This window comes from Campylobacter sp. DY7, from assembly GCF_057802535.1.
Window position 1 is genome coordinate 145,376 of record NZ_JBYJAU010000001.1, and the last position, 13,392, is coordinate 158,767.

Below are 13,392 nucleotides of genomic sequence, written 5' to 3' on the forward strand. Positions count from 1 at the left end.
TCTCCTTTATTTGTTCTTAATAAAATAATTTTCTATCCCATTAACAATACCATTTACTAAAAAATCTTGATATTTACTATCTGCTATATTTTTCCCTTCAATAGGATGAGAAATATAGCCTATCTCAATCAATACAGCAGGCATTAAAGCTCCAACTAACACCCAAAATGGTGCTTCTTTAACCCCACCATCTTTTTTAAGATAATTTTTAGGAATTGAACTTAAAATCCCGCCTTGTATATCAATGGCTAGTTTATTAGATGATATTATTTTTTCTCTATTTAAAAAATTTAAAAATGTTTGCTTAGAAAAATAATTCATTTCTTCTATATCACTTTTGTTTTCAATAGCTGCAGCATTTTTGCTTCTTTCACTTCTTGCTGGTGAGAGAAAATATGTTTCTATACCATAAATTTTATCTGTTTTTGACTTATCAGCAATTGAGTTTGCATGTATGCTTATAAACAAATCACTCTTTTTATCATTTGCCATTTTTGTTCTATCACGAAGACCTATATATATATCTTTATTTCTTGTTAAAAATACTTTATAGCCCTTATTTTTCAATGCTTTGCTAAGCTTTAATGCTACCGATAAGGTAATATCTTTTTCATTTCTTCCAAAAGCATTTGCCCCTGTGTCTTTTCCACCATGCCCTGCATCAATTGTAATTAACAAATTCGCTTTATTAAAACTCGCTTTACTTGATTTTAATTCTTCAGTAGAAAAAACAACTCCATTATCATCAATATTAAAAAATAGCTTTTGCTGTGCTTTAGCATATAAAACTACTCTTGTTTTTTTAGGATTAAATTGAAGAATACTAATAGAATAATTTTTAAAATCATAGTTTTTTCTACCACCTAGCAATACTCCATCAAATTCAATTATTTGATTTGTTCCATAGTTTATTGTTTTGATATTTTCTATTTCGTAGCTTGTATTAAATTTAATACCATTATTTGTTTTTGTAACTTTACTTATGTTATTAGTGCCTTTTATTTCTGCTTTTTCTTGATTTTTTTCTTCTATTTTTAATGAAGGCTTGATTATTTCTTCAGTTTTTTTGCTTTGAATATTTGCTGGTTTTTCTTCTTTTTTTACCGATGGTTTTTCTTCTTTTTTATTTACTATATTTTGTGTTTTTGATAAAACTTCTATATTAAATCCATTATCAATATTATATTTTATATCTATTTCATCTTTACTTCTAGCTACAATTCTAATTCTTTTCGGATTAAATTGCACTATACTTATTTCATAATTTTTATCAACAAAAGTTTCTTTTTTAGCATCTAAAATGCCATCAAATTCAAGGATTTTATTGTTTATTTCTTTGGTATTATAAGTGCTTAAAGATATTGATTTTTCATCAATATTTCCTTTAATATTAAAATTAATTTTATTATCTTCTTTAATGATTTTTGTAATATAAAAATTACTATTAGTTTGAACTACCTTTTCACTAACTTTTGTAGTATCAGTTGGCTTTTGTATAGGCTTTTTGGTATCGTTTGTCTTAAAACTTAGTTTTTTAGCATTAATCCCTAATTCTTCTAATTCTTTTTGATAAGTAGAAGAATCAAGTTTTAATATATTTGAACTTAAAACTATTCTTTTTAAAACTTCTTTTTTAGTATCTAAATCGCCTGAAATTATACTTTTTATATAAATAGTTTTAAGTTTTTGATGAGTTGCTAATTGCTCTGTTTTGCTAGAAACTAGAAAATTCTTATCAAAATTTTTCAAATCTTCATCAAAGCTTCCAGCAAATAAAGCAATACTAAAAATTAGCAAAAAGAGCTTATTCATCTTCGCCATTAACTAATTTTTCAATTAACTCTTTAACACTAATCAATTCATTTAATCTATAACCATTAGCACCTGTAAAGAATAATCCACTCTCAACTTTTCCACTATAAGCATCATAAAGTCTTTCAGCTATACAATAGCCCACTTTTTTAGCTCCCCTACCACGCTCACATGGTGCAACACAGTTTGCTACACAAGATATTTTTGGAGCTGTGCCTTCTTCTATCATTTTTTGAAGATTAGTTCTAATTCCACGAGCTGGATAACCCACTGGGCTTTTTAATAATTCAATATCTTCTTTTTTAGCATTAAGTAATACTTGTTTAAACTCTAATGCAGCATCACACTCATGAGTTCCTATAAAGCGAGTTCCCATTTGAACCCCATTAGCACCTAAGCTAATTGCATGTAAAATATCATTCCTATTCCAAATTCCACCCGCTGCAATTAAAGGAATATTATTTCCCCATTCATCAAGCTCTGCTCTTACTTCAGGTATTAATCTATCTAATTGATAATTAGGGTCTAAGCATTGCTCGTAGGTAAAGCCTTGATGACCCCCGCTAAGTGGTCCTTCTAACACAACAGCATCAGGTAATCTATCATATCTTTGAGTCCATCTTTTACAAATTATCTTAAGTGCTTTTGCTGATGATACGATAGGAATTAGTGCAACTTCTGGAAAATCCTTAGTAAATTCAGGTAAATTTGTAGGAAGCCCTGCACCGCTAATAATCGCATTAAAGCCTACATTACAGGCATCTTTTACTATTCTTTCATACTCATTTGAAGCATGCATTATATTGCAACCCAGTGGTGCATCATTGCAAATTTTTCTTGCATTAGTGATTACTGCTTTTAAACCCTTACTTGAATAAAAGTTTTCACTTCCGTAAGGTTTGCCATTTAGCTCTTTATTTATATGAGCTCTATTTTCATAAAAACCTGTTCCAACTGAAGAAATAATTCCTAAAGCACCATTTAAACTAACATTACCAGCCAATCTATCCCAACTAATTCCAAGCCCCATTCCACCTTGAAATACAGGAACTTTTAAAGTAAAATTTCTTATTTTTAATTCTGGTAAGCTCATTTTTATCCTTTAATCATTACTTTTGCGAATTTTCTTTTTCCTACTTGAATAATAAATTCGCCATTATTTAATTTTAATTGCTCATCACTAATCTTTTCGCCATTAACGCTAACTGAATTAGCTTTTATTGCTCTTCTTGCTTCACTTCCTGAACTTGCAAGATTAGTATCCTGCATTAATTTTACAATCCATTGCTCTTCATTAAAATTAAACTCAGCAATATCACTTGGAAGTTCATTTTTGCTATGAATATTATCAAATTCTTCTTTAGCTTTAAGAGCTAATTCTTTACCCCAAAACCTTTCAACAATTTCTAAAGCCAAATTTTCTTTAGCTATTTTTGGATGTAAAGAATTATTGTTAATGCTTTCAAATATTTCATTAATTTCTTTTGTAGTTTTAAAACTTAAATAATCATAATAATTTTTCATAAGCTCATCGCTAATACTAAGAACTTTTGCATACATAGTATTAGGTTCTTCGCTAACTCCTATATAATTACCTAAGCTTTTACTCATCTTATTTACACCATCAAGCCCAACTAATAACGGCATCATTATAATACCTTGTTCTTTACCTGTATTATAAGTTCTTTGTAAGGTTCTTCCCATTAATAGGTTGAATTTTTGATCAGTTCCACCCATTTCAATATCGCATTTTAATGCTACGCTATCATAACCTTGTAATAATGGATATAAAAATTCGCTAATAGATATAGGACTTTGTTCTTTAAATCTTTTTGTAAAATCATCACGCTCAAGCATTCTAGCTACACTAAAAGTTGAAGTTAATTCAACAATACCAACTGCACCTAATTCATTTAACCAAGTTGAATTAAATTTTAATTCAGTTTTATCTTTATCTAAAATCTTAAAAACTTGCTCTTCATAAGTTTTTGCATTTTTTAAAACTTCTTCTTTACTTAGTTGTTTTCTTGTTGCACTTTTGCCTGTTGGATCACCTATTTGAGCTGTAAAATCACCTATTAAAAATTGAACAATAGCTCCATGGTTTTGTAAAAATCTCATCTTATTTAAAACCACACTATGACCTAAATGTAAATCAGGTGCTGTTGGATCAAACCCTGCTTTTACATAAAAATGTTCGCCTTTTTCATAGTAGTTTTTGATTAAATTTTTTATTTTTTCTAAATCTATAAATTCAGAAACTCCACGTTCTAAATCTTCATATATTTCATTTAAATTCATTTTCTATCCTTTATTCGCTATAAGCATCATTTAATGATACAAATTCGTAGATTTTACATTTTGATTTAATTTTTTCTTTTGCTATTTCAATATTTTGATTATCAGGAACTTCAAAAATTATTTCAAAATATTCTAATAAACTATCAGTATTTTTAGAAATATTAATACTGCTTATATTAATTTGAAGTTTTAATAATTCTGATAATAAAGCTAATAATGTACCTTTTTTATTTTCTAGTGAAAAAATCATTTTGTAATTTTTAGGCGCATGTTTTGACCATTTTATAAGAACCATTTCCGCCTTATTATCTTCCATTAATTTACTTGCTCTTTCACATAATTTATTGTGTATAGTAACAGAATGATTATGTTTAAAAGCAATAATATCATCTCCTCTTTTTGGATTACAGCAATAATCAAAATCTATATTATTGATTTTGTAATTTGAATAAACTACAAGATTTTCAATTCTTTGTTTTTTTAGATCATAGTTTTTTACAAGCCAAATTCTTTTTGCGTATTTTTTTAAACTATCAATTGCTTTACTTAAGGTTATATTATCACTCGCACATTTTTTAACAATTTTTGACAATTTTTCATTATTAATCCAAGTATTAATTTTTTCTTCATCAGCACTAAAAATAGTTTGCAATAATCTTAAGCCTACTTTTTGATCTATACTTGAAATTCTTTGCTTACAATGTGATTTAATCATAGCCTTTGCTCTAGCTGTTACAACACTATCAAGCCACGAACATCTTGGCTTTGCATTATCATCAATTTCTATTCTTACAATATCTCCATTTTTAAGGCTTGTAAGCAATGGCGATCTAACTCTATTAATATAAGCATGGCTTGCTTTAAGACCAATTTGTGAATGAACTTCAAAAGCAAAATCAAGCGCAGTAGAACCCCTAGGAAGTGTAAAAATTTCGCCTTTAGGAGAATATACTGCAATATCTTCTACATACAAACTATCTTTCGCGTATTCGTAAAATTCTAAATCATTGTCCTTTTCTTCTAAAGAATTATTTGTAGCAATATCACTAACCCAATCAGCCTTAAAGTCTTCTTTGTCATTTTTATATTTCCAGTGAGCTGCAATTCCTAATTCTGCAGTTTCGTGCATTTTATAAGTTCTAATTTGTGCTTCAATAATTGATTGAGCATCAAATAAAGTTGTATGAATTGTCTGATAGCCATTTTGTTTTGGTAATGCAATATAGTCTTTAAACCTTGAAGCAAGTGGGTTAAAATGAACATGTAAAAGTCCTAAAACAATATAACAATCTTTTACATCTTTTACTAATATTCTAATACCCAATAAATCAAGAACTTCTTCAATACTAACGCCTTTTCTTTGCATTTTTAAATATATTGAATAAACATGCTTAATTCTTTTTTCTATTTTAAAATCCACATCTTCAATATATCCATTATCACGCATAAGATTTATGATTTTTTCTATAAAATCATTTAGGGTTAATTGCAATTGAACATTATTTGCTTTTAAATAATCTGCAATCTCCTTAAACTCAGTTGGCATTAAGTATTTAAAGCTTAAATCTTCTAAATAGTTTTTAATACTTGAAATCCCTAATCTATGAGCTATCGGAGCATAAACCATTAAGGTTTCTTCTGCAATTCTTTTTTGTTTTGCTTCTTTTAAAGCATCAAGAGTTAGCATATTGTGTAGTCTATCACATAATTTAACTAATAAAACTCTACTATCTTCAATGCTTACCATTAGCATATTTCTAAAAGTCATTGCTGATTTTCTAAGTTTTTCATTAGATTCTGAGCTAGCTAGATTATCCCCACGAATTTCAACAATTTTAGTCATACCTTCAACCAAAATGCCAACCGAATGACCAAACATATTCACAAGCTCTTCTTGAGTGCATTCTGTATCTTCTACAACATCATGCAATAATGCAGCTAATATCATACTTTCATCTTTTGAAAAGAAAGCTACAAAACAAGCCACTAAAATAGGATGAATAGAATAAGGTTCTCCACTCTTTCTAAATTGTCCTTCGTGAGATTTTATACAAAAATTTAAAGCCTTTTCAAGCATAGGAGTGCTTGAAAATAAAGAATATAATAATTCCTTAGCTTTATTTAAATCATTGCAGTATCTAACATCTTCTAATAATGTTTCAAAACTTAGAATATTTTTCATTGTATTATTCGTTAATTACACCATCAAAAATTATTTTTTCTTCTGCAACTTCTAACATTGCAATATCGCTAAACTTCATTTTACCTTTTTCTACTTTTACTAAAGGAGTTGCACCATCACTTAACTCTCTAGCTCTCTTTGCTACTATTAAAGATAAAATATATCTATCATTTCCTACTTTTTCTAATGCTTTTGCTGCTATTTGTTCTGTTCTCATATAAATTCCTTTAAAATTATTGATTTTTTACTATTGAGCAATTACTAAAATCATCTTTAATAATTTTTAAAATATTACCTTCTTCAAACATATTGCAAACTACAATAGGAAGTTTATTATCTTTTGCAAGTGCGATTGCTGTATCATCCATCACCTTAATATCATCGCCCATTGCAAGCTCATAACTTAATTCATCATATCTTTTTGCATCTTCAAATTTCATAGGGTCTTTATCGTATACACCATTAACTTTTGTTGCTTTTATAATCATTTCAGCATTAATTTCAATAGCTCTTAATACTGCTGCAGTATCTGTTGTAAAGAATGGATTTCCCGTTCCAGCTGCAAAAATTACAACTCTACCTTTTTCTAAATGTCTTTGAGCTCTTCTCATAATGAAAGTTTCACAAAATGCTTCCATTTGAATAGCACTTTGAACTCTTACGCTAATTCCACAGCTTTCAAGCGCTTCTTGCATAGCAATAGAATTAATCACAGTAGATAGCATTCCCATATGATCGCCACTAACACGCTTTATAATACCATCTTTTGCAGCACTAACACCACGAATAATGTTACCACCACCGATTACTATACCTATTTGTGTGCCTTCATCTACTAATTGTTTTATTTGTTCTGCAATAAATTTTAAAATATGTGTATCAATGCCAAAACCTTGCGAACCCGCTAAAGCTTCGCCTGAAAATTTAATTAAAACTCTTTTAGCCATAACTTCTCCTTGAATAATAAACGCGATACTACAAAAAAACTTTTAACGCTTAAACTCAAGCAAAAATTTTTCAATTTGATATCTATCTCTATAAGCAGAACTCATTAAATGTATTAAACAATCTCCTAAATCAAGAACACTCCACTCATCAGCACACTCTTCATAATATACTTTGCTATTATGTTTTTTTATTAATTCTTTTATATCTTCTATTAAAGCAATAGATTGCTTACTTGATATCATAGTAGCTATTATTACTTCATCTACAAAATATTCACTTCCTTTTAAGCTAATTAACTCTACATTTTCAGCTTTTTTCTCATCTAAAAGCTTAATTATCTCTTCGTTTCTACTCATTTTTTTCCTTTGTAAAATTCTTTTACTTCATCTTTTATTTTTGGATTAACTTTTTCTAAAACTAAATTATCTCTTATAAAACTTGATGATATATCTTCGTTAATATCAAGCTTTAAATAATCATTAGGTATAAAAATATTATCCCTACTTGCTATTACAAAAACAACATTTCTTGATAATTCTTCATAATTATGCCATTTATGTAAAGTTTTTAAATGATCTGCTCCTATTATAAAATAAATTAAACTAGGATTTAGTAAATTTTTAAAATACATTACACTATCAAAGCTAGGAACAGGTCTATTTTGTTTAACTTCATAATCACTTATTATTAATTTGTCACTTTTTGTAAAAATTTTTTCAAGCCATGAAATTCTTAACTCAGGACTTGCACTAAAATTTTCTTTGAACAAACTAATATAAGTAGGTAATATTATAAGCTTATCAATATCTAATGTATTTAACGCTACATTTACTACTTTTTCATGACCTAAATGCACAGGGTCAAAACTACCGCCAAAAATTGCTATTTTCAAAATCTCTTAACCTTTTTTTATTAGTATTATCTCAAATTTTTTAAATAAAGGGTTAAAAATGGGAGTAAATGTAGCGATAAATGGATTCGGAAGAATCGGAAGATGTCTTAGTAGAATAATTCTTAGCGAAAACAAGCTAAATTTGGTGGCAATTAACTGCTCGTGGGATATGAAAAGTATTAAATATCTTCTAAAATACGATAGCGTTCATGGGAATTTCAATCAAGAAATTGATAATGATGGAGAAGATGTATTAATAGTAGGAAATAAAAGAATTCAAATCATTAGAAGTAGAGAAATTGAAAATATTGATTTTGCTAAATACGGAGCTAGTTTAGTTTTTGAATGCACGGGAGCTTTTTTAACGCAAGAAAAAACTAAAGCTTATTTAGATAATGGTATTAAAAAAGTAATTATGTCAGCACCACCAAAAGATAATACTCCTATGTTTGTAATGGATGTAAATCATAATAATTATAAAGGTGAAGCAATTATTTCAAACGCAAGTTGCACCACAAACTGCCTTGCACCAATGGCAAAAGTTTTAGATGAAAATTTTGGCATTAAAAAAGCCTTAATGAATACAATTCACGCTTATACAGCAACTCAAGAGCTTTGCGATACAAAATGCCCTAAAGATATTAGAAGGGGTCGTGCAGCAGCACTAAACTTAGTTCCTTCAAGCACAGGTGCAGCTAAATCAATAGGAAAGGTTATACCAAATCTTTTAGGTAAAGTTGATGGTCAAAGCGTAAGAACTAGCTTAGCAAATGTTTCAATGCTAGATTTAACACTATTATTAGAGAAAAAAACTTCAAAAGAAGAAATAAACGAAACCTTTATAAAAGCTAGTAAAAATATGAGCGAAATATTAGCAATTGATTATGATTGCTGCGTTTCAAGTGATTTTTGCACTAGCACTTATGGTTGTGTTTTTGTTCCTGATTTAACTCAAATAATTGATGAAGATTTTGTAAAAGTTCTAGCTTGGTATGACAACGAATACGGGTATTCATATCAATTAAATAGACTAGCTCAACATATTAGCAAGGAGTTGTAAAATGCCTTTAATTTCCATAAAAGATGTTGATTTAACAAATAAATGTGTTTTTATTAGATGTGATTTTAACGTTCCGCAAGATGAGTTCGGAAATATTAGCGATGATAGAAGAATAAAATCTGCAATTCATACTATTAAATACTGCCTTGATAATGATGCTAGAGTAATTCTTGCAAGCCATTTAGGTCGCCCAAAAGAAGTAAGTGATAAATATTCATTAAAACCTATTGCAAAAAGACTTTCAAAATTACTAGGAACTGAAGTGATTATGGCAAACGATGTTATAGGAGATGATGCTAAGGCTAAAGCTAGTGAATTAAAGCAAGGTGAAGTTTTATTGCTTGAAAATCTAAGATTTATTAAAGGCGAAACAAAAAATGATGAAGAATTAGCTAAAAGCTTGGCTTCAATGTGCGATGTGTATTGTAATGATGCTTTTGGGGTTTGCCATAGAGCGCATTCAAGCGTTGAAGCAATTACTAGATTTGCTAAAGAAATTTGTGCAGGATTTTTACTACAAAAAGAATTTAATTTCGCTCAAGATTTATTAAAATCACCTGCTAGACCATTCGTAGCTGTTGTTGGTGGTAGTAAGGTTAGCGGAAAATTACAAGCTTTACATAACCTACTTCCTAAGGTAGATAAAATTATCATAGGTGGTGGAATGGCATTTACTTTTCTTAAAGCAAATTGCTTAAATGTAGGCAATTCTATCGTAGAAGATGATTTAATTGAAGATGCTAAACAAATTATGCAAACAGCAAAAGAACTTGGAGTTAAGCTATATTTACCTGTTGATGTGCTTGCAGCTCAAAGCTTTTCAAATGATAGCGTTGTTAAAAAAGTTAGTGTTCAAGAAATACCTAATGGCTGGATGGGGCTTGACATTGGACCTGCTAGTTCAATATTATTTAAAGAGATTTTAAGTGATGCTCAAACTATATGGTGGAATGGACCTATGGGAGTTTTTGAGTTTGATAAATTTTCTAAAGGTAGCTTTAAAATGAGCCACTATATAAGCGATTCTTACGCAACTAGCGTTGCTGGTGGTGGAGATACTGCTGATGTTATAAATCGTGCAGGAGATGCTGATGATTTTAGCTTTATTTCTACTGGCGGTGGAGCTAGCTTAGAACTAATTGAAGGTAAAGAATTACCTGCTATAAAACCACTTATATTAAAGGAAGAATATTAATGATTATTGCTGCAAATTTTAAATGTAATCACACTAGAAAAGGCTTTGCTGAATATGCAAAAAAGCTTAATGCTTATCTTAGATTTAGCGACTTTTCAAACCTAGAAGTTATAGTTGCTCCGAGCGCAACTTCATTTATTGATAGTGAGTTTAGCTTCATTCAAGCTGCACAAAATATATACCCAGCTTATAATGGAGCATTTACAGGAGAAATAGGATTATCTCACTTGCAAGAATTTGGGATAAAAACTATTATTTTAGGTCATTGTGAAAGAAGAAATTTGGGCGAAAATGATGAATTTTTGGCACAAAAATTTGATTTTTGTGCTGAAAACGATTTAAGAGTTATTTATTGCATAGGAGAAGATTTTGCTACTTATGAAAAGAACAAAAGCATAGAATTTTTAGAAAAGCAACTTAAGGCAATTGATTTAAAATACAATAAATTAATTCTAGCTTATGAGCCAATTTATAGTATCGGCAAAAGCGCTGCAAAATTAGAAGATATTGAAAAAATTATGCAATATCTAAAAAGCAAAACAAAACAACCTATTTTATATGGTGGTAGTGTTAATTCTAGCAATATTGCTGAGATTAATAGGCTTTGTGATGGTGTTTTGGTTGGTGGGGCTAGTCTTAATGTAGATGGCTTTATAGATTTAATAAATGCTGCAATAAGGGGCTAATTTGATAGGCTTAATCGGCGGGATGAGTTATGCTAGCACTATAACTTATTATAAATTAATAAATGAGTTTAGCCAAACTCATCATAATTCTTTATCTCGTGCAAAGATTTTAATATCAAGCGTAGATTTTGATGAGATTGAAAAATATCAACATAATAATGAGTGGCAAAAAGCTGCAGGTTTATTAAACGAAGAAGCAAAAAGATTAGAAAAAGCTGGTGCAAGTATAATCGCACTTTGCACAAATACTATGCATAAAGTTGCAAATGAATTGCAAAAAGATTTAAAGGCAAAGTTCATCCATATAGCTCATTCAAGCCTTGACGAGCTAAACCTTAATAATATAAAAGATGTTTTATTGCTAGGCACTAAATACACTATGCAAGAAGACTTTTATAAAAAAGAGCTAAAAGGCTTAAATGTTATTACTCCAAATAACGATGATATAAATACGATAAATGATATTATTTTTAATGAGCTTTGCAAAGATTTGATAATGCAAAGTAGCAAAGAAAAATTTATAAATATCGTAAATAAACATAAAGTTCAAGGAGTTTTACTAGCCTGCACTGAGATTTCACTACTAATTAACGAAAGTGATTTTGATAATTTAAGGGTATTTGATACAACTTACATTCATGCTAAAGATATTTTTAATCAAAGCTTAAAGAATTTGAATTAGGAATTAGCTTTAGGCTAATTCTTTTAAATATGTGTTTTAATTAGTACTTACACTTATAAAATGCTTTTTGTTTTATCGCTTGATTATTGTTATTGTATCCTTGATAATACTCATCTTTAGAATATTCAAAAAACTCAAGATAAAAATCTATATGCTTATTTTGTGTTTTTATGTTTTTCATCATACTGCAAATTTCATTGCTTGTAGCTTTATCTACATTATTATAAATATCTAAATAAATATTATTAAAAGCCAAATCATATAAAATATAAGCTTTATTACCACAATCTTCTTTAGAGTTGCAATAATTATTTTCAATAAGAATTTCTTGTATTTTATCAATTGATAAACTAACAGTATCTATAATCTCACTATCAGCTTTGCCATAACTTAAAAAAACTAAAAAACCAACAATAAAAAAGATTAAAAAAATCATTATATATAATACAGTTTTAAACAATTTAAGTATTTTCATCAAACCATACCTTTAGCTATTAATCAAACCAATTATAACGCTTGATATTGTGGTTTTGCAAAATTTCAATGAAACTATTAAGCTCATCTTGAGAAAACAATTCTTGATTTATATGTAAAGGTAATTTAAATTTTTTAAATTTTAACATCAAAGAACACATAACACCACAATTAGGCAAATAAGATTTAAACTCATTATAATAAAATTTTTGCATAAAAAATGCTCGCCTAATTGCAAAATAATCTTTATAACAAACAATAAATTTAATATCAAACAAGTAAAAAAATCCATAAAAAGTAAAAAATATTAAAAATATACCAACGATTTTTGCAAGAATACTTTCTAAAAGTATAGAGCCAATGCTAAATAATAGCATTGTTAAATACACGATAATAGCAAGTGTGTAATAAATAAAAAGCGATTTTTTTCTAGTCATTATAAATATAGTTTCATTATCATTCTTCATTTTCTCTCCTTGTTTATGTTAATTTTAAAAAGAATTTGAAATAGGAATTAACTATCTTTTATAACCTAAATCTACCTTTAGAACTTATTGCTTTATATCTATTTTCAATATAACCACAACTATCTATAAAAAACTCTTCACTAACTTCTTTAAAATCATTATTTTCATCAAAGTAATAATACTTCACAAACAATCTTTCAGATTCAAAAACAAATGAAGTTTCATTATAAAAATATTTATCATTTTTTATTACTAGCTCATTATTAAATTTATTTATTTTTGAAGTTTTTAATAAGTCTTTGTTAAATTCTTTTATTTCTTTTATTTCATCTATACTTTTATAATTTTGAACTTTTTCTAATTTTTCTACATTTGCATGGCGATTAAAATAATCTTTTATAGCGAGTTTTTGTCGTTCTAGGTATTCAATTCTACACTTATAGCCGAATTTATTATAATCTATTTTATAAGTTTTATCGGTATTAAAATCATAATAGCTCAAATTATTCTCACTTAGGTCTGCTTCAATTCTATATAATTTTGATTTAAGTTCATTAAATTCTTTTAATGGGTCGGTGTTATTACTTATAAAATAAGTTAATGCAAAATAACACAAAGCAAGTATTAAACATAATAAACCTATAACAAATATCAGTGTTTTTATTAATTTAACTATTCTAAAAAACATTTAAA

General features: G+C 28.1%; 15 protein-coding genes. 4 read left to right on the forward strand and 11 right to left on the reverse strand.

The features are described 5' to 3' along the window. Nucleotides 1-6: 6 nt before the first annotated feature. Genes AC1B00_RS00720 through nadD form a run of 8 tightly spaced genes read right to left on the reverse strand, consistent with a single transcriptional unit; the run spans nucleotide 7 to nucleotide 8,135 of the window. Nucleotides 7-1,812: an N-acetylmuramoyl-L-alanine amidase family protein gene (locus AC1B00_RS00720; protein WP_488847653.1), complete on the reverse strand. Its 1,806-nt coding sequence runs from the start codon at nucleotides 1,810-1,812 to the stop codon at nucleotides 7-9. Beyond that, on the reverse strand, nucleotides 1,805-2,905 hold the full coding sequence (locus AC1B00_RS00725; protein ID WP_239816793.1) for a nitronate monooxygenase: 1,101 nt from the start codon (nucleotides 2,903-2,905) through the stop codon (nucleotides 1,805-1,807). The genes AC1B00_RS00720 and AC1B00_RS00725 overlap by 8 nt, the downstream gene beginning before the upstream one ends. A gap of 2 nt (nucleotides 2,906-2,907) precedes the next feature. Beyond that, entirely contained in the window at nucleotides 2,908-4,113 is a 1,206-nt protein-coding gene (tyrS, locus tag AC1B00_RS00730; protein WP_488847654.1) for a tyrosine--tRNA ligase, read from the reverse strand. Nucleotides 4,114-4,123: 10 nt separating this feature from the next. Beyond that, nucleotides 4,124-6,295, reverse strand: a complete 2,172-nt coding sequence (locus AC1B00_RS00735; RefSeq protein ID WP_488847656.1) for a RelA/SpoT family protein — start codon at nucleotides 6,293-6,295, stop codon at nucleotides 4,124-4,126. 4 nt (nucleotides 6,296-6,299) lie between these two features. After that, nucleotides 6,300-6,512 carry a DNA-directed RNA polymerase subunit omega gene (locus AC1B00_RS00740; RefSeq protein ID WP_239816796.1) on the reverse strand — a complete coding sequence of 71 codons (213 nt, stop codon included), beginning with the start codon at nucleotides 6,510-6,512 and terminating at the stop codon, nucleotides 6,300-6,302. 16 nt (nucleotides 6,513-6,528) lie between these two features. Then, nucleotides 6,529-7,242 (reverse strand): UMP kinase, encoded by a 714-nt coding sequence (gene pyrH, locus AC1B00_RS00745; RefSeq protein WP_239816797.1) that lies wholly within the window; start codon nucleotides 7,240-7,242, stop codon nucleotides 6,529-6,531. Nucleotides 7,243-7,284: 42 nt separating this feature from the next. Then, nucleotides 7,285-7,599 (reverse strand): ribosome silencing factor, encoded by a 315-nt coding sequence (gene rsfS / locus AC1B00_RS00750; RefSeq protein ID WP_239816798.1) that lies wholly within the window; start codon nucleotides 7,597-7,599, stop codon nucleotides 7,285-7,287. Then, entirely contained in the window at nucleotides 7,596-8,135 is a 540-nt protein-coding gene (gene nadD, locus AC1B00_RS00755; RefSeq protein ID WP_336611097.1) for a nicotinate (nicotinamide) nucleotide adenylyltransferase, read from the reverse strand. Before nadD ends, rsfS begins: the two co-directional genes overlap by 4 nt. 58 nt (nucleotides 8,136-8,193) lie before the next feature. Here nadD and gap point away from each other — a divergent pair, with 58 nt between their 5' ends. The 4 genes from gap to AC1B00_RS00775 are packed head-to-tail and all read left to right on the forward strand — an operon-like array spanning nucleotide 8,194 to nucleotide 11,758. Beyond that, nucleotides 8,194-9,195 (forward strand): type I glyceraldehyde-3-phosphate dehydrogenase, encoded by a 1,002-nt coding sequence (gap, locus tag AC1B00_RS00760; protein WP_336611096.1) that lies wholly within the window; start codon nucleotides 8,194-8,196, stop codon nucleotides 9,193-9,195. A gap of 1 nt (nucleotide 9,196) precedes the next feature. Continuing rightward, nucleotides 9,197-10,390, forward strand: coding sequence for a phosphoglycerate kinase (locus AC1B00_RS00765; RefSeq protein ID WP_488847657.1), 1,194 nt, complete (start codon nucleotides 9,197-9,199; stop codon nucleotides 10,388-10,390). Next, on the forward strand, nucleotides 10,390-11,076 hold the full coding sequence (locus AC1B00_RS00770; RefSeq protein WP_488847658.1) for a triose-phosphate isomerase: 687 nt from the start codon (nucleotides 10,390-10,392) through the stop codon (nucleotides 11,074-11,076). Before AC1B00_RS00765 ends, AC1B00_RS00770 begins: the two co-directional genes overlap by 1 nt. A gap of 1 nt (nucleotide 11,077) precedes the next feature. Further along, nucleotides 11,078-11,758 (forward strand): aspartate/glutamate racemase family protein, encoded by a 681-nt coding sequence (locus AC1B00_RS00775; protein ID WP_488847659.1) that lies wholly within the window; start codon nucleotides 11,078-11,080, stop codon nucleotides 11,756-11,758. A 40-nt stretch (nucleotides 11,759-11,798) separates the two neighbouring features. Here the strand turns inward: AC1B00_RS00775 and AC1B00_RS00780 are convergent, their stop codons facing one another. From AC1B00_RS00780 to AC1B00_RS00790, 3 genes are read right to left on the reverse strand one after another with little or no spacing between them, the layout of a single operon-like run. Further along, nucleotides 11,799-12,233 carry a hypothetical protein gene (locus AC1B00_RS00780; protein ID WP_488847660.1) on the reverse strand — a complete coding sequence of 145 codons (435 nt, stop codon included), beginning with the start codon at nucleotides 12,231-12,233 and terminating at the stop codon, nucleotides 11,799-11,801. 19 nt (nucleotides 12,234-12,252) lie between these two features. Further along, nucleotides 12,253-12,699 carry a hypothetical protein gene (locus tag AC1B00_RS00785; RefSeq protein ID WP_488847661.1) on the reverse strand — a complete coding sequence of 149 codons (447 nt, stop codon included), beginning with the start codon at nucleotides 12,697-12,699 and terminating at the stop codon, nucleotides 12,253-12,255. Between the two features lie 58 nt (nucleotides 12,700-12,757). Beyond that, a complete protein-coding gene (locus AC1B00_RS00790; protein WP_488847663.1) occupies nucleotides 12,758-13,387 on the reverse strand; it encodes a hypothetical protein in 630 nt (209 codons plus the stop codon). Nucleotides 13,388-13,392: the final 5 nt, after the last annotated feature.